This is a genomic window from Halomonas sp. AOP13-D3-9, from assembly GCF_052379125.1.
In the GTDB taxonomy this organism is placed as follows: Bacteria; Pseudomonadota; Gammaproteobacteria; order Pseudomonadales; family Halomonadaceae; genus Vreelandella.
Map to the genome: position 1 here is coordinate 18602 of NZ_JBQSYH010000008.1, position 23610 is coordinate 42211.

Below are 23610 nucleotides of genomic sequence, written 5' to 3' on the forward strand. Positions count from 1 at the left end.
GGGAATAAGCAAATCGCTATATCAACGACTAAGCGGGATCAATGCTCATCAGCAGCCGCTTACCTTCGCCATCTAACGCGGGACTTCTATGCACTAACCCCCGCTCTTCGCAGCCTACCCAGCCGCTTCCTTTGATTAACGCGATGTCCCCTGGTGAAAGGCGTTGAATAGCGCGGGTGTCCGTTACGATATCGGGTCGGTCAGGGTGCGGCGCGCCCAGGCCTTCACGGTTAATAGCGTACTCTGGCAGCCATTCACTGCCCGGGCCGAAATAGGTAGTTACCATGCGCACGGGGAGGTTATCGCAGTGAAAGCGCGGGCACATGGCACTATTAAGCAGGCGCAAGCGAATACCGACGGTTTGGGTATCGAACAGAAAGGCGACCGCTTCGGCAATCGTCGCCATATCCTCAACCAGCGGGGTTGCCGCCTCCGGGGCGGGCAGGTGGCGAAGCAGATCAGCGGCGAAGGCTTCATCAGGATGACCAAGCCAACTATATTGCCAGGCGCGATCCGTTTGGCACTGAGCCTGTGCGCTGAAGGCGGTATCGGCAGGCAAAGGGCGCTGGAAAATCGCGATATTAATGGCGTCTTCAAAGATGCGCGGCAACACGCTGATGTCATTATCACAAGCAGCATGCTCTGGCAGCGTCAATTGAGTAGTGGGGAGTAGTGAAGACATACGTGAAGACATAAATGACTCCATAAGCGTTCTTGAGATAGCCGTCATTGGATGCGCTGACGAAAGAGGCGCCAGCCTTGTGTCGTGATCGTCGCCAGGGTAAACAGCGCAGCGGCCAGCGTGACAATCGTCGGGCCGGTCGGCGTATCCATCACATAAGCGGTTCTGAGCCCCGCCGTCACCGCCAGCATGGCGACCCCGGCGGCGACAATCGCCATAACTTCTGGCGTGCGGCAAAACGGGCGCGCCGTGGCCGCTGGAATGATCAACAAGGCGGCGATCAGCAGCACGCCCACCACTTTTAGCGCCACGGCAACGACCATCGCCAGCGCTAGGGTGAGTACCAGCTGTTCGCGGCGCGGCTGGATGCCGCTGGCATGGGCAAGCTCATCGCTTAATGTCGCGGTCAATAGAGATGACCAGCGCCAGAAAAGCAGTATCAGCACCAGGGCTACACCGCCACCGATGATCCAGAGGTCGTTTTTGCCGACGGCCAAAATATCGCCAAATAGATAAGCATTGAGATCAATGCGCACCCCGGCAAGAAACGACACCGCCACCAGGCCGACGGCCAAGGCAGAGTGCGCCATCACACCCAGCAGGGTATCCATGGCATAGCCACGCCCACTGAGCAGTGACACACAGCTTGCCATCACCAGGGCAACTGTCAGCACCCCCAAGAAGATGGAGACGTTCAGTAACAGCGCTAAAGCGACGCCCAGAATGGCGGCATGCGCTGTCGCATCACCGAAGTAGGCCATGCGCCGCCACACCACGAAACACCCCAACGGTGCGGCAGCCATCGCCACCAGCACTCCGGCGAACATGGCGCGCCACATAAAATCATCCAGCATTGGCGGCCTCCTGATGCTGATGGCGGTAGAGGGCTAAGGTCTGGGCAGTCTGATCGCCAAACAGCGCCTGATAATCCGGTGATGAGGCAACATGTTCGGGCTTACCTTCGCAACAAATAACGCGATTAAGGCACAGCACGTGGTCGGCGGTGCGCATAACAACGTGGAGATCATGACTAACCATCAACACAGCGCAGCCGTAAGAGCGACGGACGGTTTCGATATGCTGATAGAACTCAGCGGTGCCCCGGTAGTCCAGCCCTTGCGTCGCCTCATCGAGAATCAAAATATCGGGCTTTACCAGCAGCGACCGGGCGAGCAGCACGCGCTGAAACTGGCCGCCCGACAGTTCGCTCATGGCCGCATGAATCAGCGCCTCGGCACCGGCATCTTCCAGCGCCTTGTGTACATCGCGATTCGCATGGCGATGCGGCAAGTTGATAAAGCGTTTGACCGTCATGGGCAAGGTGGGATCCAAGTGAAGCCGCTGCGGCACATAGCCGATGCGCTGCTGGGGTGAGATGGTCACCTGCCCCGAGGTCGGCGTGACCGCACCGATCAGCGTTTTCACCAGCGTGGATTTTCCCGATCCATTGGGGCCAATCAGGGTCACAACCTGTTCTCGATACAAGTCGAGATTGATGTTCTCAAGAATCTGCTGTCCACCGAAGCGAACGTTCAGTTGGCGAACGCTCAGGATCGCATCGCTCTCAGGAGGGTGAGCAAGCCGCATAGTTAACATTCACTCTTGACGTATCTGTTATGTTATAACATATGAGAGAAATGTAGGCGAGCCTCGGCTCACTGTTACGTTTATTCACCGTCACTTTTATCAGGAGAACCCATGAACAACCGTTTAGCTCGTTTATCATGGCCGCTACTGGCGGCTTTCCCCCTTGTGGCCGCCGCTGATGTGCCACGTGTTGCGGTGGATATTCCGCCCGTCTATTCGCTTGTCGCCAAGGTGATGGGTGAGCGCGGCAATCCTGAGCTATTTATTCAGCCCGGTGCTTCACCGCATGGCTATTCGCTACGGCCCTCTGAAGCGCAATCACTCGATGAGGCCGACCTGGTCATATGGGTAAGCGACGCGCTCACACCCTGGCTATCCGGCCCCATCGACAGCCTGGCCGGTGATGCACGCCATCTTGAGCTAATGGATGTGCCCGGGATCACCACATTGGAATACCGCGAAGGCGCGACCTTTGCGCTAAACGGCGCCGATGAACACGGCCACGACGGACATGACCACGACCATGGACATGATCACGGCGATCACGACCACCACGGCCATGAAGACAGCCATGACGAAAGTGGGCACGATCATGACCACCACGGCCATGATCATAGTCATACCGGCATGAATCCTCATGCTTGGCTGGATCCTGCCAATGCACGCCGTTGGCTTGATGCCATCGCCGAGCAGCTAAGTGAGATCGACCCTGATAACGCAGCGTACTATCGCGAAAATGCCGCCCAGGGCAAAGAGGAGTTAACTAGTCTTCAGGCGCATATCCAGGGTCGCTTGGCCAACAGCGCCGACACACGCTTTATTGTCTTCCATGATGCTTACCAGTATTTCGAGGAGGCCTTTGACGTGCACGCAGCAGGCGCCATTTCCATTGGCGATGCCTCTTCACCGAGCCCCGCGCGTATTGAGGAGCTGCAAACGCTGGTGAATGATGAAAATATCCAGTGTGTCTTTAGTGAACCCCAGTTCAATCCGCAGATGGTCAATAATGTCTTTGGAGATACGTCGGCTTATATCGGCGTCATGGATCCTTTGGGTGTGGGTCTGACGGTGGATGCTGGCCTTTACGATGCGCTACTGGAACAGCTGGCTAATGAGATTGCGCGCTGCACCGATGCCTAAACAGCTTTTTTCTTAAACAGCTTTCCAAGTTGATAAAGGTCGTGCATATACATATCAAACTTTGAAACAAGCAGCGACATAAAGATAAAGGCATAAATAACCAGCATGATGATCAGGGGGTCGTTAAGCCAGGCCAGAAAAGGAGTCGATATCGGATAGCTAATCGTGTAGACAGTCATGGCTGCTAATAGCTGAACCAGAAAACAATTAACAATCACCAGGGTAATCAACGCTGCTCGTATATTCACATTCGGCAGCGTTGTTTTCCAAAACGGCAAGTGGCGTACTTTTATGCGGTTTCTCTCCGCTCCTTCTCTAACGCCGTTAAAACTCAATCTTTTTTTACGCCGCAGTAAGGGGATTGCATAGCTGCCTGCCTCCTCTTCAGAAAACGCTGCCAAGGCGATATCCCGATTGAATTCAGAGCCCAAGGCATTGGCCGCCACTTGATCGAAATCTGCCCACGCATGGTTTTGTTGAGTGGTTTTAGCTTGGTCAGAAAGCGTTTTTAAGCGGTTTTTATCGGCCTTAGACAACTTCTTATCATTACCGACGTTTATATTGTAATGAATTTCGTACACCTGATATAAAGCAATGGTCACACCCACAAAAATCATCAAAAACACAATGTATATCAACATATTAACGGGCACCTCCTAAACAAAACCGAACCAGCTAGGCGACAAATAGCTTTGTTAGCGTTCAAACTAACTTAACGACTATGCCTGCGCACAGCTGACAAGTACAGGCTCAGAAAGCCTCAAAAAAGCCGGATCAGACTACGGATCGCAAAAATCAGCTACCCGTACCCACTACTCCCCTGAAGGCCCCAGGAAACGTGTTTCACTGACCTTCGTGATGGAAGGGTCATCTAATGCGATAAAGCGCAGCTCGATAGGATGGCTAGGCTGTGACAGATCATCCCCATCGGCGGTGAGTGCGAGGCGTAGGCTGCGTGTTTCAAACGCCGCCACCTCTAAGGTATCCACTCCCTGCAGACGAAGCCCTGGCATCCCCGCGGCTGATACCGCGTAATGATGGGTTTGGCCATCTTGATTGCGCAGCGTCACGTTGTAGTAATTGATAATGCGACCCTCTGCCGTGCTTTCAAACAACGCCTGACGGTCACGGGCAATCTCTACATCAATGGGTACCCGGGCGTTCAAGAAACCGACTAACAGCACCACCATGGAGAATAACGCCGCCGTATAAGCCAACAGCTGGGGGCGCCAGAAACGGGGCGCTTTACCTTCCAGAGCACGCTCGGTTGTGTAACGAATCAGGCCAAGCGGTTTATCGATCCGCGCCATAACGCTGTCGCAGGCATCGATACACGCCGCGCAGCCAATACACTCGTATTGCAGCCCATCGCGAATATCTATGCCGGTAGGGCATACCTGAACGCAGAGTTCACAGTCGATACAGTCACCGATCTGAGTTTCCTCAACGCCCTTTTGAGGAGAGTTCCGACGCGGCTCGCCGCGGGCGGCATCGTAGGAAACAATCAGCGTATTGGCGTCGAACATCGCCGACTGGAAGCGCGCATAAGGGCACATATGCAGGCATACCTGATGGCGGAGCCAACCGGCATTCAAGTAGGTAAACAGGGTAAAGAAACCGATCCAGAACAGCGCTAAAGGGTGCATGTCCAGGGTAAACATATCCACCACTAACGCTCTGATTGGCGTGAAGTAACCGACAAAGGCAACCCCCGTTGCCACCGCAATCAGCAGCCAAGCCGCATGTTTGGCGGTTTTGCGCCATAGCGTATCCAGTCTACCTGGCGCTTTATCACGCCGAATGCGCCGGTGCCGCGGCCCTTCCAGGCGATGCTCGAACCAGATAAACAGAAACGTCCACACGCTTTGCGGGCAGCTGTAGCCACACCACACTCGCCCAGCCACTACCGTGATCAAAAACAACCCAAAAGCGCACAGCACTAGAATCCAGGTGAGCAAGATAAAGTCCTGTGGATAAAACGTCGCCGCAAACAGGTGGAACTCCTGGGCTGAGAGGTCAAACCACACCAGCGGCCGATCACCCCAATTGATCCACGGCAAGCCGAAATAGAGCGCCATCAACAGCCAGTTAGAAAAGCGCCGGATACGCTGAAAAAAACCGCTTATTTCTCGCACATAAATATGTCCGAGCTTCGGTGGCTTGCTACTGGGAGACTGAGAATTGGGCGACTTAGACGGAGGAGTATGGTGTTCAACCGCCGCCTCAGTAGTCATGTCTTGCAGTGGAATGCGTTGCGTCATACCGATATCCAAAAAAGAAAGAATGGAGGCTTATGCGGTCGAGGGGCGTCGCGGGGCAGATGATTAAGCATTTGTTAGAAGGCGCGACTTTTAAGTTAGCCGCTACTATGCTCATACAGGGATGGCACAAACAGATGCAGTTTTAGAGAAATAAGGCGTATCAGTTAGCACTAGCCTCTCACACCGCTGCTTTCTGATATGCTGTTTATTACTATATTTGAGTCTGTTTTACGCTTCGCACATGCGGCACAGTGGTGCTTTCTATAAGCAGAGATCCGCGCTGTGCCAGCTAACACTGTGATGGAGCATTCGGGCGTTTTAATCAATACACCGACGGTTTATCCCATGAAACGCTACGAACAGTTTGCCGATGAGATAGCGACGCTGATTCGCCAAGGTGTGCTTGGCCCAGGGGAACGAATCCCCTCGGTGCGCCAGGCTAGCCGCCATCACGGCATTAGCCCTTCTACGGTGTTCCAGGCTTACTATTTACTTGAGAACCGTGGGCTTATCACTGCAAGGGCACGCTCGGGGTATTTTGTGCGTGAACACGCCCGGCGCCTGCTGGACGAACCGCGTGTAACGCTGCAGCCCACCGACCCAGCAGAGGTAGAAGTCAGCGAGTTGGTGTTCTCAGTGCTTGGCTCGCTTCAGGATGACCGCACGGTGCCCTTTGGATCGGCCTTTCCCAGTCCTGAGCTGTTTCCGCTTTCGCGCTTGAGTATCAGCATGACGCGGGGGTTGCGGGCGCTTTCGCCTCAACAGGTGGTGGCTGACATGACCACCGGGCATACCGATCTGTGTCGGCAGATTGCCCTGCGCTACATGCTGGGCGGCATTCAACTGCCGATGGAAGAGCTGGTGATTACCAATGGTGCTCTGGAGGGGCTTAATCTAGCGCTGCAGAGTGTTACCCAGCCGGGCGATCTGGTGGCGATTGAGTCGCCGGCGTTTTATGCCAGCCTGCAGGTATTGGAGCGACTAAAACTTCGCGCCGTAGAGGTTCCGGTTCACCCACGGGAGGGAATCGACCTCGACGTGTTGGCAGAGCGACTAGAGACACTGCCCATCAAAGCCTGCTGGTTTATGAGCCATTTACAGAACCCAATCGGCGCCAGCATGAGCAGAGAGCGCAAACAAGCCCTCTATCAGCTGATAAAACAGCACCAAGTGCCGATGCTAGAGGATGATGTATATGCCGAGCTGTACTTTGGCAGCACCCCACCCGCGCCCGTAAAAACCTTCGATGATGAGGGGTTGGTCATTCACTGCAGCTCCTTCTCAAAGTGCTTGGCACCCGGCTACCGGGTCGGTTGGGTAGCGGGCGGCCGCTATGCACAGGCCATCTCGCGGCTAAAACTGATGACCACAATCTCGCCCTCCGTGCCCGCTCAGGCAGCCATCGCTGACTATTTGCAGCACGGCGGTTATGACCGCCATTTGCGCAAACTCCGCCACGCCTTAGAAGCCCAGCAAGGCAGCATGTTAGCGGCGGCGGATCGCTACTTTCCTACCCATACTCGCATCACCCGCCCAGCGGGCGGCTACTTTTTGTGGGTGGAGTTTCCCGAGCAGGTGGATTCGCTGCGGCTATTTAATACGGCGCTCGACCATGGCGTTAGCTTAGCGCCAGGCCCGATTTTTTCCGCGACCCAGCAGTTTCGCCACTGCGTGCGCCTAAGCTATGGCCACCCCTGGACGCCACGCAGCGAGCGCGGTATGGAAACGTTGGGGCAGTTATTAACGCTTTTCTGACTATCTTTCCTGACCAATTATGTAAAGCCGCTATTAGTACCTCAGTGCTTAACCCAGAGCAACTGATCTGGTTTTTTAGTGAAAAACTGAGTCTGTTATGAAATACAGCAAGCGATAGACTGTTCCGATGAAGCCATACAGCGGCTATACCGGCCCACTATTTAGTTAAGACAGTGGCTGTCATCGGAGGAAGCGCCATGCTCGGAATCGCGGCCATTGATTTGGCCAGGGTGCAGTTTGCCTTTACTATTTCCTTTCACATCATTTTTCCCGCCATCACTATCGGTTTAGCCAGCTACCTGGCCGTGCTGGAAGGGCTGTGGCTAAAGACCCAGCGGGATACCTATCGCCATCTATACCACTTCTGGTCAAAAATCTTTGCCGTCAACTTTGCCATGGGCGTGGTCTCGGGCATTGTGATGGCCTACCAGTTTGGCACCCATTGGAGCGGCTTTTCTGCCTTTGCGGGGAGTGTCACAGGGCCATTGCTCACCTACGAAGTGCTCACAGCTTTCTTCCTGGAAGCCGGCTTTCTAGGGGTGATGCTATTTGGCTGGGAGCGCGTTGGCAGGGGCCTGCACTTTTTTGCCACCTGCATGGTCGCGCTCGGCACCCTCATATCGATGTTTTGGATACTCTCCTCCAACAGTTGGATGCAGACCCCGCAAGGCCACGACATCATCAACGGTGTGGTGATTCCCGTTGATTGGATGAAGATTGTCTTTAATCCCTCTTTTCCCTACCGCCTTGCCCATATGGCACTGGCTGCTTTCTTAAGTACAGCGCTATTTGTCGCCGCCTCCGCCGCTTGGCTGCTACTAAGGGGCAAGCACTCCCCTGAAGTACGCACCATGCTCTCCATGGCGCTGATCATGCTGGCCATCACTGCCCCGCTTCAGGCCGTGGTGGGTGACATGCATGGTCTTAATACTCTGGAACACCAGCCTGCCAAGATCGCCGCTATCGAAGGGCACTGGGATAACAGTAGCGGTGAACCCACCCCGCTGATCCTGTTCGGCTTACCCGATATGAACCGCGAAGAGACTCGCTTCAAAGTGGAGATTCCCGTGTTGGGCAGCCTGCTGTTACAGCACAGCTTGACCGAGCAAATCCCCGCCCTTAAGGAGTTCGCCCCGGAAGACCGCCCCAATTCGACTATCGTGTTCTGGAGCTTTCGGTTAATGGTTGGGCTTGGGGTGTTAATGATTCTGCTTGCCATCGTGGGCAACACCCTGCGCATCAAAGGGCGGCTATATACATCCCGCCGCTTTCTACTGTTCACGTTAGGCATGGGCCCAGCGGGGCTAGTGGCTTTACTGGCGGGCTGGTTTACCACCGAAGTAGGCCGCCAACCTTGGGTCGTCTACGGATTACTGCGCACCGCCGATGCCGCTTCAGCGCACAACGCTGTGCACCTCAGCATTAGCTTGGCGGCCTTTGTGGTGGTCTATCTGGCCGTCTTCGGCACCGGCGTTATCTACATGATGAGCTTGGTCAATAAAGGCCCAAGCGATTCCCCTTCGCACACCTTAGGTGGCCCAGGCCATCAACACACGCCCGCACGGCCGCTCTCGGCGGTTAACGACACACTGACGACTCACTACTAGATTGGGGTGCACTATGGGCATTGATTTATCACTTATCTGGGCCATTATCATCCTGTTTGGTGTGATGATGTATGTGGTCATGGATGGTTTTGACTTAGGCATTGGCCTGCTTTTTCTAAGCGTTCATGACGAGCAGGAGCGCGACATTATGATGAACACCGTGGCGCCCGTGTGGGACGGCAACGAAACCTGGCTAGTGTTAGGCGGCGCGGGACTATTCGCCGCCTTCCCTCTCGCCTACGCTGTGGTGTTGGAAGCACTGGCGATTCCGCTAATCGTGATGTTGCTGGGGCTAATTTTTCGCGGCGTCGCCTTTGAGTTTCGCTTCAAGGCCTCCCCCCAGCGGCGCCATGTATGGGACAAAGCCTTTATCGGCGGCTCGCTGCTGGCGACCACTGCACAAGGCGTTGCCTTGGGCGGCTATATTCAGGGGATCGCCTTCGATGGCATTCATTTCAGCGGTGGCTCGCTGGACTGGCTCACACCTTTTTCGCTGTTTTGCGGCGTCGGCCTGCTGTTTGCCTATGCCCTGCTAGGCAGCACCTGGCTGATAATGAAAACCGAAGGCGCCCTGCAACAGCGGATGTACCGGATCACCAAACCGTTGACGCTCGGGCTGCTGGTGATGATCGCCCTGGTCAGTGTATGGACACCGCTGGCTTACCCGAATATTGCCGCCCGCTGGTTTTCGCTACCCAACCTGCTGTGGTTTTTACCGGTACCGCTGTTAGTCATGCTGGTAGGTTGGTGGCTATGGCGTGCTATCGCCTTTCAAGACACCGCCCTGCCCTTTGTGTTGGTCTTGGCGCTGGTATTTTTAGGCTACAGCGGTCTGGGCATTAGCCTGTGGCCAACGATTATACCGCCCGATGCCTCTATCTGGCAGGTCGCCGCCCCCGCCCAAAGCCAAGGCTTTGCCTTAGTAGGCACGCTGTTTATTCTGCCGATTATCTTGATGTACACCGCCTGGAGTTACTACGTCTTCCGCGGCAAGGTGAAACCTGGCGATGCTTATCATTAACCCCCCTATCCCCCTGTGTATTGAGGAGTAAGACAATGAAGCCTCTCGCCAAGCGCCTGGGCTGGTTAGTCACCATCTGGCTTTCGAGTGTGGGTGTTCTCTTGCTGATTTCATTGGGACTTAAGTTTGTGATGGGAATGGCGGGATTGACCAGCTAACGACCTCTTTTGCACCCATAGCTCAAAAAGAGAATGCTGAATCCCTTCTCAGCAAGAATCCAGCACTTACATCTACTCCAGCAGGCGCTTTTCTAACACTCAATAGCATTCACAGCTAAGCCACCTTTGGATGTCTCTTTGTACTTATCCAACATGTCTCGGCCGGTATCGCGCATGGTACGAATCACCTTGTCCAACGAGATAAAGTGCGTGCCATCACCCCGCAACGCCATCTGGGCGGCATTGATCGCCTTGACCGTTGCAATGGCGTTGCGCTCAATACAAGGGACTTGAACTAGGCCACCGACAGGGTCGCAGGTTAATCCTAAATTGTGCTCCAACCCGATTTCGGCCGCATGCTCTACTTGTTCGGGCGTTCCGCCCATCACATCCGCCAAGCCAGCGGCTGCCATGGCACATGCCGATCCGACTTCTCCTTGGCAGCCCACTTCGGCACCGGAGATCGAGGCATTTTTCTTGCAGAGAATGCCAATAGCGCCTGCCGCCAGCAAAAAATCCACCACGTTTTTCTCGCAGGCGTTGGGCTGAAACTTCATATAGTAGTGTAAGACGGCGGGGATGATGCCCGCGGCGCCGTTGGTGGGGGCCGTGACCATGCGCCCGCCCGCGGCGTTTTCTTCGTTGACGGCGAGGGCAAAAATATTCACCCACTCCATCGCGGAAAACGTCGAGGCTATGAGGCAGTCATTCTGCTCGGCTGCTTGAAGGCGCTGGTGAAGGAGCTTGGCCCGGCGTTTTACTTTTAATCCGCCCGGCAGTATCCCTTCGTGGGTTAGCCCATTGTCGATGCATTCACACATCACCTGCCAGATACGCCACAGTTCGTTTCTGACCTCCTCCTCCGTCCGCCAGACTTTCTCATTTTCCAACATCAGCCGGCTGACACTTAGCTGCTCTTTTTTACATAGCGCCAAGAGCTGGTCAGCGGTGTCAAAGTTGTAAGGAAGGGTAACGCCACCCAAATCGTCTAGCGGCATATCCACTTGGGCTTGTTCAACCACAAAGCCGCCGCCCACCGAGTAATAGGTATTTTCATATACCAATTCGCCCTGGTGCGTAAAAGCTGCCAGCTTCATGGCATTTGGATGGTGCGGCAAACTCTCTTCATGAAAATAGAGGTCACTCTCCCAAACAAACGTCACTTCTTTTTGGCGGCCAAGCGCTAATGACTGGCTCTCTTTAAGCGTCTGAATGGCGGGCTCAATAATCGAGGGGTCTATTGTGCTAGGGCGTTCACCCATCAAGCCCATAATAATCGCATGATCAGTAGCATGACCTACCCCAGTCGCTGATAGCGAACCATATAGATGCACCTCAAGGTGCTCCACTTCATCGAGCAGGCTGTTTTCGCGCAGGGTGGTAACATACTTAAAAGCCGCCTGCATGGGCCCGACGGTATGGGAACTGGAGGGGCCTACTCCAATCTTAAAAAGGTCGAAAACACTGATAGGCATTGGAGCACCTCTTGACGTATAAACAGGGGAAAATCAGGCGGTGCCTGACAATTTCAATAAGTTATTGATGTGATGGTAAATAAAACTAATCTATCTTTTATTGATGATATTTTTATATTTATAAAATCATACTTTTAGGCACGACTTATCACATACAACTTCTCACATATAACAAGGGGTTACATATCGCTCTGGGAAAAGCTTAGCAACGACAGCAACCCAGTTATAAAAGCGCGCTCAAACTGTTTGCGTTTATTAACAAAAGCACCAGGTAACAAGCATTAGTTACAAAAAGACTAGTTACCAAAAACGACTGTGCGCCCTGAATAAAAGAACACGCGGCGTTCCAAGTGGTAGCTAATCGCTCTCGCCAGCGTTAGGCACTCGATATCCCGTCCCTTGGCAACCAGATCCTCTGGGTAGTGGGTGTGATCCACAGGCTCGACCCCTTGGGCAATAATGGGCCCTTCATCAAGGTCGTTATTAATGTAGTGGGCCGTGGCGCCGACTAGCTTAACTCCTTTCTCATAGGCCTGATGATAAGGCTTGGCGCCTTTAAAACCGGGCAGCAGCGAATGGTGAATATTGATGGCCCGGCCAGCTAATAGCTCACACATGGAGGGCGAAAGCACTTGCATATACCTTGCCAGCACCACCAGTTCAGCGTTGGTATCCGCGATGATTTCGCGTATCTGCGCTTCCTGCTGCAATTTCGTCTCGGGCGTGATCGGCAGGTAGTGGTAGGGCAAATCGTGCCAGGCTGCCAACGGCTCCAGATCGGGATGATTGGAAATCACTGCTTTGATATCCAGCGGAAGCTGGCCCGTCCGATAACGGTAGAGCAGATCATTCAAGCAGTGATCGGCCTTGGAGACCATAATCACGGTGCCGGTGCGTTTGCCCGGCGCCGTCAGTTCAAACTGCATGTCGAATTCGCTCGCCCGCGCTGCAAAATCGGCGTGAAAGCGCTCTTCATGAAACTCATCTTGCTCTGGGCGAAACTCGGCGCGAATGAAAAAGCGTCCGCCCAGCCGGTCATCGAAAGAGTTGAGTTCAGTGATATAGCACTGCTGCTCTTTTAGAAAGCGGGTGACGACATCCACCGTTCCCAAGCGGCTGGGGCATTGGGCGGCAAGTATCCAGGTATCACTCATTCGGCTCATAGTGCATCTCTAGTAGCGGCAGATCGTCGCGAAAGATCGTAGCGGCCGAAACAGTGTTCCGGCCTGCCAGCTTATTGTTCTACGTTAACGCCGTACTCTGACCCGGCATCCAGTAACCAGCGATAGCAGTAGTCGGCAAAGCTGCGCCGTACCACTAGCTCCCAGCGCTCTTCACTAGGGCGACGAAGGATAGTGGTCGCCTTGGCAAAAACGGTAGTGACGCCTTTCCCCACCGGGAAATTACTGGGGTGAACATCGTAGATCACCGTTTTCATCAACAGCTCACGGGCTGCCTCGCCGGAAAGCTCCAGCACTGTTTGTCCACCACTAACGTCGCTAATGGCGAAGTGGGCATCTCCCAGACGCTCACGCAGCTGCGTCTCCAGCGGGAACTCTTCCCCACCGGGCACAATCACCAGCCACTCGTCCGGGGAAAGCCACTGAATGGAGCGCTCGCCGCTGGCATCGTGCACCAGCGCCTGGGGTTTGCCAGGCAGGCTGATCCCCAGTACCTCGCGCACCGCCTCATCAAGCACGATGGCGCCACCACGCAGGATCAGATGCCCCTGCATTGCCCGCTCGCGTAGCTTAAGACGGTAACCGCTGCCCCGAGGAGCGCCACTGTGACGGTAGCTGTAGGCCAGCGGGGACTCTACCGGGATCGCGGTATCAGTACGTGTGTCGAAAGTAGCCGCGTTAGACATGCTGGCGCTCTCCCTTGGGGTCGTAGAAAACAGTGCTGACGATTTCAGCTTCATGGGTCTGGCCGTCTGCCATGGGCAGGTAAACCGTTTCACCCAACTTCTGATGGCCACCCTTAACCACCGCTAGCGCAAACCCTGAATCCAGAATCGGGCTGTAGTAGCTGGAGGTAACATGCCCCACCATCGGCATAGGGATCGCATGCTTGGGATCAAGCACGATCTGGGCCCCCTCTTCGAGGATCACCTTTGGATCCTTGGGCCGGAGCCCCACCAACTGCTTGCGGTTTTCGCGTTTGGTGTCACTGCGCGTCAGGGCTCGCTTGCCAATCCACGAGTAGGGCTTGTCGTAGCCTACGCACCACTGCATCCCTAAGTCTTCCGGCGTCACCGAGCCGTCGGTTTCCTGCCCCACGATGATAAAGCCCTTTTCAGCCCGCAGAACGTGCATGGTTTCGGTGCCATAAGGCGTCAAGCCGTACTTCTCGCCATGTTTGAACAGGGTTTGCCACACGTGCATGGCATAATTGGCTTGCACGTTGATCTCGAAGGTCAGCTCGCCGGTAAAGGAGATGCGAAAGACCCGTGCCGGCACCCCCGCCACTTTCCCGGAGCGCCAATCCATGAACTTGAAGCTATCGCGGTCAAGGTCGATATCACTGATCTCGGCGAGCAGCTTGCGCGCTTCTGGGCCAGTGATGGTCATGGTGGCCCAGTGGTCAGTCACTGAAGAGAAGTAGACATCCAGTTCCGGCCACTCGGTTTGATGCCATAGCTCCAGCCATTCCAGGATCGCAGCAGCGCCACCGGTAGTGGTGGTCATCAAAAAGTGATTTTCAGCAAGACAGCTGGTCACGCCGTCATCGGTGACCATACCGTCATCTTTACACATCAGGCCGTAGCGGCACTTGCCGACTGCCAGCTTCTCCCACTTGTTGGTGTAAATCCGCGCCAGGAATTCACGCGCATCCGGCCCCTGGATATCGATCTTGCCAAGGGTCGAGGCATCGAGGATACCGACCTTCTCGCGCACGGCCAGACACTCGCGAGCCACTGCCTCGTGCATCGTCTCGGTCTTTCCATTCACCTTCTCTGGGTAGTACCAGGGACGCTTCCACTGACCAACGTCCTCGAACTCGGCGCCGCGCTCCACGTGCCATTGGTGCAGCGCGGTGTAGCGCTCGGGGTCGAACAGGTCACGGCAGTGGCGACCAACGATGGCGCCGAAGGTGACCGGGGTGTAGTTAGGACGGAACACCGTGGTGCCCACCTCAGGAATGGAGCGACTCAAACAACGGGCGGCAATCGCCATGCCGTTAATATTACCCAGCTTGCCCTGGTCAGTACCGAAGCCCATCGCGGTATAGCGCTTAATGTGTTCGATGGACTCAAAGCCCTCTCGAGTCGCCAGCTCGATACCCGCCGCGGTGACGTCGTTCTGCAGGTCGACGAACTGCTTGGGGCCACGCAGGGTGGGCTTCTCATGGGGCACTTGGAAGAGTGCCACCGCAGGCCCCTGCTGGAGACATTCCGTACTGGGTAGGTTGACCGGCTGGGCAGCGTGCCCTACGGCAGCCGACGCTCTGATGCCCGCTTCGACACCCTCAGCGAGCACATCCCCCAACGCATAGATGCCATTAGTACCACCACATGCCTGAACGCCCTTCACCAGCCCCGGCACAAAGCCGAGAATATCGTCACGCCAGGTAGGCCGCGCGCCGGTGTGAGAAGCCAGATGAATCACCGGGCTGTAGCCGCCGGAGCTGGCAATAGTGTCGCAGGCCAGTTCCTGAACCGGGCCGCTCACTTTGAAAGCGTCAATATCGATTTTGGCGACCCGTGCCGCGGTGACCCGATTGCTGCCCTTCGCCTCGATCACAGCACTGCCGGTAATGATGTTGATGCCCTGGGCGCGGGCGGCATCCACCCAGTCACCTGCCGGTGCTTCGCGGGCATCCACGATAGCCACTACCTTACAGCCGGCCTCTTTCCAGTCCAGGGCAGCGCGGTAGCCATAATCGTTACTGGTGGAGAGCACCAGTTTGCGGCCCGGCGCCACGCCATAGCGGCGAATGTAGGTCGACACAGCGCCAGCCAGTAGGTTGCCCGGCACGTCATTGCCCGCGTATACCAGCGGACGCTCGTGGGCGCCCGTGGACAGGATCACCTGACCAGCGCGTACCCGGTGCAGGCGTGCGCGTACCTGACGGTGGCCATTTTCCACCGGCGCCGTATCGCCCAGGTGTTCGGTGCGCCGCTCATGCAGGGTAACGAAATTGTGATCGTGATAACCGTTGGCCGTAGTACGCGGCAGCAGCGTGACGTTCTCGCAGCCCGCCAACTCGTCCATCACCCGGACAACCCACTGATCCGCTGGCTTGCCTTCCAGGGTTTCACGACTGGCCAGCAACGAGCCGCCCATTTCGTCCTGCTCATCGGCAACGATCACCCGAGCGCCGCTGCGCGCGGCGGCCAGCGCTGCCGCCAGACCCGCGGCGCCTGCGCCGACAACCAGCACATCGCAGTGCTGATTGAAGTGATCATAGCTGTCCGGATCGGCTTCCATGGGGCTGCGACCCAGGCCCGCCGCCTTACGGATATATTTTTCGTAGGTCAGCCACATTGAGGCCGGCGCCATGAAGGTCTTGTAGTAGAAGCCAGGCGGCATAAACTGCCCCCCCAGCTTGCCGATCAGCCCCATCAGGTCGCGCTGGACGTTTGGCCAGCCGTTGGTGCTACTGGCGGTCAGTCCCTCATACAGCGCCTGCTGGGTGGCGCGCACGTTGGGCACCTGGCCAGCCTCGCTGCTGCCCAGCTGCACGATGGCATTGGGCTCTTCGGCACCCGCAGCGACGATGCCGCGGGGGCGCGAGTATTTAAAGCTGCGGTTAACGATATCCACACCGTTCGCCAGCAGGGCCGAGGCCAGGGTATCCCCGGGGTGCCCTTGGTAACGCTGGCCGTTAAAGGTAAAGCTCAACGTGCGGGAGCGATCGATACGGCCGCCTGTGTTAAGGCGGTACACTTGTTGCTTAGACTGGCTCATGCCCGCACTCCTTCTTGTTGGCTGACCGCGGCCGCCTCGCGAGTCTGATTCTGGCTGTCGGCGGTAATCGACGGCTGCTCACCCATTTTGTAAGTCTCGAGAATCTCGTAGCTCACGGTGTGACGCGTCACGTTGAAAAACTTGCGGCAACCCACCGCGTGCACCCACATTTCATGGTGAACGCCACGGGGGTTGTCACGGAAGAACAGGTAGTCACCCCACTCTTCGTCACTACACGCCTCGGGCTCCTTGGGGCGCTCGATATGCGCCTGGCCCTTGGGGTGGAACTCCTCTTCCTCACGGTGTTCGCCGCAGTAGGGGCAGTAGATATAGAACATGCGGATATTCCTCTCGTATGAACCCTAGTGGGCCACGCCGGCAGCGCCGTGTTCGTCGATCAGCGCACCGCTATGGAAGCGGAACATGGAGAACGGCTCGGCGATGGGGTGCATTTCACCCTTGGCCAGGCTGGCAGCGAAGACATGCCCCGACCCTGGTGTGGCTTTGAAGCCGCCGGTACCCCAGCCGCAGTTGAAGTACAGACCCTTCACCGGCGTTTTGGAGATAATCGGGCAGGCATCCGGGCAGGTATCAACAATACCGCCCCACTGACGGTTCATGCGCACCCGCGAGAAGATCGGGAACATCTCGACGATCGCCTGAAGCGTGTGCTCTACGGTGGGGTAGCTGCCGCGTTGACCATAGCCGTTGTAGCCGTCGATGCCCGCACCGATTACCAGGTCGCCCTTATCGGACTGGCTGATGTAGCCATGCACCTGGTTCGACATCACCACCGTATCGAGAATCGGTTTGATCGGTTCAGACACCAAGGCTTGCAGCGGATGGGACTCCAACGGCAGGTTAAAGCCCCCCATCTTGGCCAGCACGCTGGAGTTACCGGCAGTCACACAACCGACGGTTTTGGCTTCAATATCGCCACGGTTGGTGTGTACACCATAGATCTGGCCATCACGAATCTTGAAGCCGGTGACTTCGGTCTGCTGCAGAATATCCACACCATGGGCATCGGCACCGCGGGCATAGCCCCAGGCCACCGCATCGTGGCGCGCCACGCCAGCACGCGGCTGCCAGGAAGCCCCCATCACCGGATAGCGAGCGTTCTTGGAGCAGTCCATAATTGGCACCAGCTCCTGCACCCCTTTGGCGTCTAACACTTCGCCGTCAATGCCATTCAGCCGATTGGCATTCACCCGACGCTGGATATCGCGCATATCCTGCAGGGTATGTCCTAGGTTAAGAACGCCGCGCTGGGAGAACATGACGTTGTAGTTTAGATCCTGGGAAAGCCCTTCCCACAGCTTCATGGCGTGTTCATAGAGAGCGGCCGATTCGTCCCACAGGTAGTTGGAACGCACGATGGTGGTATTACGGGCGGTGTTACCACCGCCCAGCCAGCCTTTTTCGATCACCGCCACGTTCTTGACGCCGAACTCTTTGGCCAAGTAGTAGGCCGTGGCCAAGCCGTGACCGCCACCACCGACGATGATGACATCGTACTGTTTCTTGGGTGTGGGGTTGCGCCACTGGCGCTCCCAGTTCTCGTGGTGGCTCAGCGCGTGCTTGACCAGGCCGAAGCCGGAATAGCGTTGCATAGTGGTCTCCTCAGTTCAGCCGCGCCGGGCCCTGCCGGCAAGCCGATTCAAGCAATGGATTCGACGGCTTCAACGGCGGACTCAGCGTAAACAGGGTGCTGGGCACACACGTCGGTCACTTTGGCCTGCACCTCGGCTTCAATGGCAGTCGTGTCTTTGCCTGCCGCCAGCTCGTCCAGGATGTCGCAAATCCAGCCCGCTAGTTCGCTACACTCCTGGCTATCGAAGCCGCGAGTGGTGACCGCTGGGGTGCCGATACGCAGGCCGGAAGTTACGAAGGGGCTTTGGGGATCATTAGGCACCGTATTCTTATTAACGGTGATATACGCGCGGCCAAGGGCTGCATCCGCATCTTTACCGGTAATGCCCTGGCGGATAAGCGAAACCAGAAAAAGATGGTCGTCGGTACCGCCAGACACCACGTCGTAGCCACGCTCCATAAACACTTTGGCCATGGCCTGGGCGTTATCGATCACCTGCTGCTGGTAGCGCACAAACTCCTGGTTCATGGCCTCCTTAAACGCCACCGCCTTAGCAGCGATCACGTGCATCAAGGGGCCACCCTGCTGACCGGGGAAAACTGCGCCATTAAGCTTTTTATACAGCGCTTCGTCGCCATGAGCGGAGAGAATCAAACCACCCCGCGGGCCGCGCAGCGTTTTATGGGTGGTGGTGGTAACCACATGAGCGAAGGGAAGCGGGCTTGGATAGAGGCCCGCGGCCACTAATCCAGCGACGTGGGCCATGTCGACCATCAACCAGGCGCCCACCTCATCGGCAATAGCGCGAAAACGGCGCCAGTCCACCACACGAGAGTAAGCGGAGAAGCCCGCGATGATCATCTTCGGTTGGTGCTCGCGAGCCAAGCGCTCGACTTCTTCATAATCGATCTCGCCGGTTTCCGGCTTAAGGCCATACTGCACAGCGTTGTAATGCTTGCCCGAAAAGTTGGGTGCAGCACCATGGGTTAAGTGGCCGCCGTGGGCCAAGCTCATACCCAGTATTGTATCTCCCGGCGATACCAGTGCCATAAACACAGCGGCGTTGGCCTGGGCCCCCGAATGCGGCTGCACATTGGCATAGTTGGCACTAAAAAGGTGGCAGGCTCGCTCAATGGCCAAGGCTTCAACCTTGTCCACGAACTCACAGCCGCCGTAATAACGGCGACCTGGATAGCCTTCTGCATACTTGTTGGTCAGCTGTGTACCTTGCGCTTCCATAACAAGTTTGCTGGTGTAATTTTCGGAGGCGATTAATTCAATATGTGCTTCTTGGCGAACCGTTTCTTCAGCAATTGCTTCAGCAAGCAACGTGTCGTAACTGGCCAAACGGGCATTGGGGGAAAAATTATTGTGAAGCATTAACGCCTCCTCATTAGTCACTTTCTTATTAAGTGCTGACATACCTTTAATGCTGATAAACCCAGGTCGCTTTCAACCAAAGTCCCTATCAACGCGTTGTTACCGCGATACTATCGTTGGTTTCCGAGCCCAAGATGCTTGCCGACGTCACCACTCGATGCATTTGCGACATCAGCAACATTTAGGCTGATGCTGACGAGAAAGGACCGGAAAAACCGCCGAAAAAGCCCCATCCCAGCAGGATAAAACCAGTGGTGAATGCTTACTTATTAGTGACCAGTGCTGTCTAAGAGGGAGGATTATTGGTTATCACCAAAACCAAAACGCCCTTTACAGCCATAACCATAAAGGGCGTTTTGCGACAGGTAGTAAAATGGCTGCCAGCGCTAGAAATCCACCACTAGATCCCCTTTAGGACGGCTGCAGCAAGACAGGATATAGCCTTCTTCGACATCCTCATCCGTGATACCGCCGTTATGCTCCATTTCCACCTCACCCGATTTGAGCTCTACACGGCAAGTACCACAAATCCCCATACCACAGGCCTTGGGAATATGCAGACCCAGCTTGGCTGCCGCCGCATGAACCGTCTCACCCGGCTGAATGCGCACACTTTTCCCTGAAGAGGCAAACTCAATGCTGTGCAATTCGCTGGTATCGACATTTTCGGCGTCGACCTCTGCCTGCTCAGCCAGCTCAAGGACATCTTCACGTACCTCAACCGGCGTCGCGCCAAACGACTCCTCATGGTAGTGATCCATGTTGAAGTTGTTGGCACGAAGAATATTTTTGATGGCGTTCATGTAGGGGGTCGGGCCGCAGCAGAATATCTCCCTTTCCATGAAGTCCGGCACAATGAGTTCGAACAGCGGCTGGGTAAGGTAGCCACGGTAGCCGGCCCAGGCTTCACCAATATCTTCCTTACTTTCGCAGATGATATGCAGCTTGAACTCAGGAATGCGCGAAAACATATGCACCAGCTCACGATGATAAATCACATCACGAGGGGCTCGAGCGCTGTGTATGAACTCAACGTCAACAGCGGCGTTGGTATCAAACAGCCAGCGCGTCATGGACATCAAGGGCGTAATGCCCACCCCGCCAGAGAGAAACAGCACTTTCTCGGCTGGGAAATCGATAGAGTTAAAATTGCCTACCGGCCCGTGCACCACCAGCTCGTCGCCCACCTTTAAATTAGCGTGCAACCAATTAGACACCTTACCGCCCGGCACTTGTTTAACGGTGATTGAAAAGCTGTAAGGGATAGAGGGAGAGCTGGAAATCGTATAAGAGCGCATGATCGGCTGATGATCAATCTCAAGCTCCAGCGTCACGAACTGACCGGGCTTGAAAAAGAACAGTACAGGCTGCTCGGCCATAAAACAGAACGTGCGCACATCCTGGGTTTCCTGGATGACCTTAACACAACGTACCTGGTGGCGGCCGTTGGTCCAGGTTTGGGTCGTGACCGGATTGAAGAAATTGGTTGTCATTATCGCCTCTGCCTGACCAGCCTTTATCACTATGCATCACCGAACCGTAATCGCTATACGGCCAGTACCGTTGAGATGCATTCTGGGGATGCGCCTGCTAGCCGACTTACCTGACAACGACGCGCACTTACCTCGTGCCACTCTTTATCGTTTAGAAAGCGCTTTTTTAGTCGCCGCTACGCCACCTAATGTCGCGGGCAGATAACTGGCAGGGAGTAGCCTGCAACACAATCTGTCACTGACGTCAGACCACATTTAAATAAAACGCCAGGTTACGCAACAGCGCAACAAGATAAACAATCTTGACTAACGGCCGACTCGCAGCCCTAGAGGGGAAAGCGGTGGTTTACGAGGATACTGGTATGGAAAAAAGTGTTTCTAATCTAATGGACGACCCACTTGCAGCGGCTCGTGAGTCAACGACCCAAATGTTGCAGGCAAGGGGGCGTACTTTTTCGCTTCCACAACCGTTTTATAACGATGCCCGCCTGTTTGCCATTGATATGCAAGAGGTGTTTGAGAAAGAGTGGCTGTTCGCAGGAATGACATGCGAGATCCCCACCAAGGGTAACTTCATGACACTGGATATCGGTGACAACCCCATTGTCATCGTACGCGGTGGTGAAGGCACCATTCATGCCTTTCACAATGTCTGCCGCCACCGCGGTTCGCGACTTTGCGTAAAGGATAAGGGCAAAGTGGCAAAACTGGTCTGTCCGTATCACCAGTGGACTTACGAGCTTGATGGTCGCTTGCTGTTTGCTGGCAGCGATATGGGCACTGATTTCAACCTTGATCAGTTTGGCCTCAAGCCGGTCAGCATTTGCACCGCTGGCGGTTTCATCTTTATCAACTTAAGCGACAACCCGCCCCCTATGGATGACTTTCTGGAAACGCTTGAGCATTATCTTGAGCCCTACCAGATGGACAACGTCAAGGTCGCCGTAGAGTCCAGTATCGTCGAGCAAGCCAACTGGAAGCTGGTCATCGAAAACAACCGCGAGTGCTATCACTGCAACGGCGCACACCCTGAGCTGCTGAACTCATTGCAAGAGTTTGATGACACCGACGATCCGCGCGCAACGCCCGCCTATAAAGAGCTGGTGGCATGCAAACAAGCGGATTGGGATGAGGAGCAAGTGCCCTATCAGTTGAAGCGCTTTGGCAAACGCAATCGTCTGACCCGCACGCCGCTGCTGGATGGCATTGTCTCCATGACAATGGACGGTAAGCCCGGCTGTAAGAAGCTAATGGGCCGCTTAACAAGCCCTGATATGGGCTCGCTGCGCATCCTGCATCTGCCTAATTCATGGAACCACTTCATGGGCGATCACGCGGTGGTATTCCGCGTACTTCCCCTTGGCCCGCAGCAAACTGTGGTGACCACCAAGTGGCTAGTTCACAAGGATGCCGTGGAAGGCATTGACTACGATCCCGAGCAGCTCCGCCGCGTATGGGATGCTACCAACGACCAGGATCGCCAGCTCGCCGAAGAGAACCAGCGCGGGATTAACTCCAAGGCTTACCAACCCGGCCCTTACTCTGAAACTTATGAGTTTGGTGTTATCGATTTTGTCGACTGGTACGCCGCCCTAATGCTTGAGAATTTAGGCGAAAACACCCCTTCACTACAGTTAGCGCAAGGGTAAAATCTGGAAAGTCTAAAGGCAGCGACGGTCACCGACTATAGGATTCAGCCAGCGGAACTGACAACGTGTACACACAAGAGACACCTGTGTACACTTTGCCGCAACATTCCTAGAGACGAGTTTGATGCCACCCTCCGATACTCCCACTGCCAAGGGTTCCCAAGACGTCTGGCTCGACGCGGCATTTGAGCTGCTACTCGAATCCGGCGTCGATAGCGTACGCATTCTTCCCCTGGCCAAACGGCTAAAGCTTTCTCGCACCAGTTTCTACTGGTTCTTCAAGGATCGCGAGGCGCTGCTGGAGGCCCTGATCGCACGCTGGCGTGAAAAGAATACCCAGGGTCTGGTGCAGCAGACCGAAGCCTATGCCGAGAATATCGTCGAGGCAATGCTCAACGTCTTCGACTGCTGGCTGAACCCCCATCTATTCGACTCACAGCTAGAGTTCGCCATGCGTAGCTGGGCGCTGCAGTCGCACGCCGTGGTGGGTGAGATTGATGCCGCCGACGGCACGCGCATTGATGCCCTAGCAAGCATGTTCGAACGCTACGGCTATGATCCGCTAGCGGCCAACGTGCGTGGTCGCACCATCTACCTAACCCAGATCGGCTATATCTCGATGAACACCCAGGAACCACTTGAGGTGCGCATGCAGCGCATCCCCGCCTATGTCGAGATATTCACCGGCCAGCCCACTGGTTCCAAAGAGCTACAACGTTTCCATGCCCGCCATGGATATTCTCCAGCCAGCAGCGACTAGTCCACAACAAGGCTGATAGGCGATCACCCCCCATCCCGCCGCCGTATTGGCGATTGAACATGCTCGCCCCGCAATGTACATCGATGAACATTATATTGACAACAGTGAACATAGGCGCCTAGATTTATCCAATACACA

20 protein-coding genes are annotated in these 23610 nt (G+C 55.5%); 7 read left to right on the plus strand and 13 right to left on the minus strand.

The genetic code is table 11. The features are described 5' to 3' along the window. Positions 1–28 precede the first annotated feature (28 nt). Genes ACT3UM_RS10220 through ACT3UM_RS10230 form a run of 3 tightly spaced genes read right to left on the minus strand, consistent with a single transcriptional unit; the run spans position 29 to position 2269 of the window. Positions 29–694: a DUF1826 domain-containing protein gene (locus ACT3UM_RS10220; protein WP_498898441.1), complete on the minus strand. Its 666-nt coding sequence runs from the start codon at positions 692–694 to the stop codon at positions 29–31. 32 nt (positions 695–726) lie between these two features. Next, entirely contained in the window at positions 727–1536 is an 810-nt protein-coding gene (locus ACT3UM_RS10225; RefSeq protein WP_498898443.1) for a metal ABC transporter permease, read from the minus strand. Then, the gene (locus ACT3UM_RS10230) at positions 1526–2269 is read right to left on the minus strand and encodes a metal ABC transporter ATP-binding protein (protein WP_498898445.1); all 744 of its coding nucleotides are present in this window, start codon (positions 2267–2269) and stop codon (positions 1526–1528) included. The genes ACT3UM_RS10225 and ACT3UM_RS10230 overlap by 11 nt, the downstream gene beginning before the upstream one ends. A gap of 111 nt (positions 2270–2380) precedes the next feature. On the opposite strand from ACT3UM_RS10230, the gene ACT3UM_RS10235 reads away from it, so the two are divergent. Further along, entirely contained in the window at positions 2381–3409 is a 1029-nt protein-coding gene (locus ACT3UM_RS10235; RefSeq protein ID WP_498898447.1) for a zinc ABC transporter substrate-binding protein, read from the plus strand. Here the strand turns inward: ACT3UM_RS10235 and ACT3UM_RS10240 are convergent. Next, positions 3406–4050, minus strand: a complete 645-nt coding sequence (locus ACT3UM_RS10240) for a hypothetical protein (protein ID WP_498898449.1) — start codon at positions 4048–4050, stop codon at positions 3406–3408. The genes ACT3UM_RS10235 and ACT3UM_RS10240 overlap by 4 nt on opposite strands. A 171-nt stretch (positions 4051–4221) precedes the next feature. After that, a complete protein-coding gene (gene ccoG, locus ACT3UM_RS10245) occupies positions 4222–5670 on the minus strand; it encodes a cytochrome c oxidase accessory protein CcoG (RefSeq protein WP_498898451.1) in 1449 nt (482 codons plus the stop codon). A gap of 345 nt (positions 5671–6015) precedes the next feature. On the opposite strand from ccoG, the gene mapR reads away from it, so the two are divergent. From mapR to ACT3UM_RS10265, 4 genes are all read left to right on the plus strand, one after another. Further along, positions 6016–7425, plus strand: coding sequence for a GntR family transcriptional regulator MpaR (gene mapR / locus ACT3UM_RS10250; RefSeq protein WP_498898453.1), 1410 nt, complete (start codon positions 6016–6018; stop codon positions 7423–7425). A 197-nt stretch (positions 7426–7622) separates the two neighbouring features. Continuing rightward, the gene (locus tag ACT3UM_RS10255) at positions 7623–9032 is read left to right on the plus strand and encodes a cytochrome ubiquinol oxidase subunit I (protein WP_498898455.1); all 1410 of its coding nucleotides are present in this window, start codon (positions 7623–7625) and stop codon (positions 9030–9032) included. Positions 9033–9045: 13 nt separating this feature from the next. Next, positions 9046–10053, plus strand: a complete 1008-nt coding sequence (gene cydB, locus ACT3UM_RS10260; RefSeq protein ID WP_498898457.1) for a cytochrome d ubiquinol oxidase subunit II — start codon at positions 9046–9048, stop codon at positions 10051–10053. A gap of 35 nt (positions 10054–10088) precedes the next feature. Next, complete coding sequence (locus ACT3UM_RS10265; RefSeq protein WP_082116842.1) at positions 10089–10211, plus strand: DUF2474 family protein; 123 nt, start codon at positions 10089–10091, stop codon at positions 10209–10211. A 92-nt stretch (positions 10212–10303) separates the two neighbouring features. On the opposite strand, the gene ACT3UM_RS10270 is transcribed toward ACT3UM_RS10265, so the two are convergent. The 8 genes from ACT3UM_RS10270 to gbcB form a co-directional block, all read right to left on the minus strand. Beyond that, positions 10304–11686 (minus strand): L-serine ammonia-lyase, encoded by a 1383-nt coding sequence (locus ACT3UM_RS10270; protein WP_498898459.1) that lies wholly within the window; start codon positions 11684–11686, stop codon positions 10304–10306. A gap of 296 nt (positions 11687–11982) precedes the next feature. Continuing rightward, the gene (gene purU, locus ACT3UM_RS10275; RefSeq protein ID WP_386080739.1) at positions 11983–12849 is read right to left on the minus strand and encodes a formyltetrahydrofolate deformylase; all 867 of its coding nucleotides are present in this window, start codon (positions 12847–12849) and stop codon (positions 11983–11985) included. A gap of 71 nt (positions 12850–12920) precedes the next feature. Further along, positions 12921–13553 carry a sarcosine oxidase subunit gamma gene (locus tag ACT3UM_RS10280; RefSeq protein WP_498898462.1) on the minus strand — a complete coding sequence of 211 codons (633 nt, stop codon included), beginning with the start codon at positions 13551–13553 and terminating at the stop codon, positions 12921–12923. Further along, positions 13546–16596 (minus strand): sarcosine oxidase subunit alpha family protein, encoded by a 3051-nt coding sequence (locus tag ACT3UM_RS10285; protein ID WP_498898464.1) that lies wholly within the window; start codon positions 16594–16596, stop codon positions 13546–13548. Before ACT3UM_RS10285 ends, ACT3UM_RS10280 begins: the two co-directional genes overlap by 8 nt. Further along, positions 16593–16934 (minus strand): sarcosine oxidase subunit delta, encoded by a 342-nt coding sequence (locus ACT3UM_RS10290; RefSeq protein WP_386080746.1) that lies wholly within the window; start codon positions 16932–16934, stop codon positions 16593–16595. The genes ACT3UM_RS10285 and ACT3UM_RS10290 overlap by 4 nt, the downstream gene beginning before the upstream one ends. Positions 16935–16958: 24 nt before the next feature. Beyond that, positions 16959–18209: a sarcosine oxidase subunit beta family protein gene (locus tag ACT3UM_RS10295; RefSeq protein WP_009286043.1), complete on the minus strand. Its 1251-nt coding sequence runs from the start codon at positions 18207–18209 to the stop codon at positions 16959–16961. 47 nt (positions 18210–18256) lie between these two features. After that, positions 18257–19570 (minus strand): serine hydroxymethyltransferase, encoded by a 1314-nt coding sequence (gene glyA / locus ACT3UM_RS10300; protein ID WP_498898467.1) that lies wholly within the window; start codon positions 19568–19570, stop codon positions 18257–18259. 386 nt (positions 19571–19956) lie between these two features. Continuing rightward, complete coding sequence (gene gbcB / locus ACT3UM_RS10305; protein ID WP_498898469.1) at positions 19957–21063, minus strand: glycine betaine monooxygenase reductase subunit; 1107 nt, start codon at positions 21061–21063, stop codon at positions 19957–19959. Positions 21064–21425: 362 nt separating this feature from the next. Between gbcB and gbca the strand changes: the two genes are divergently transcribed. Together gbca and ACT3UM_RS10315 are read left to right on the plus strand one after the other, a co-directional pair. Further along, the gene (gene gbca / locus ACT3UM_RS10310; RefSeq protein ID WP_498898471.1) at positions 21426–22712 is read left to right on the plus strand and encodes a glycine betaine monooxygenase oxygenase subunit; all 1287 of its coding nucleotides are present in this window, start codon (positions 21426–21428) and stop codon (positions 22710–22712) included. A 124-nt stretch (positions 22713–22836) separates the two neighbouring features. Continuing rightward, positions 22837–23472: a TetR/AcrR family transcriptional regulator gene (locus tag ACT3UM_RS10315; protein WP_498898473.1), complete on the plus strand. Its 636-nt coding sequence runs from the start codon at positions 22837–22839 to the stop codon at positions 23470–23472. The last annotated feature ends 138 nt before the right edge of the window (positions 23473–23610 follow it).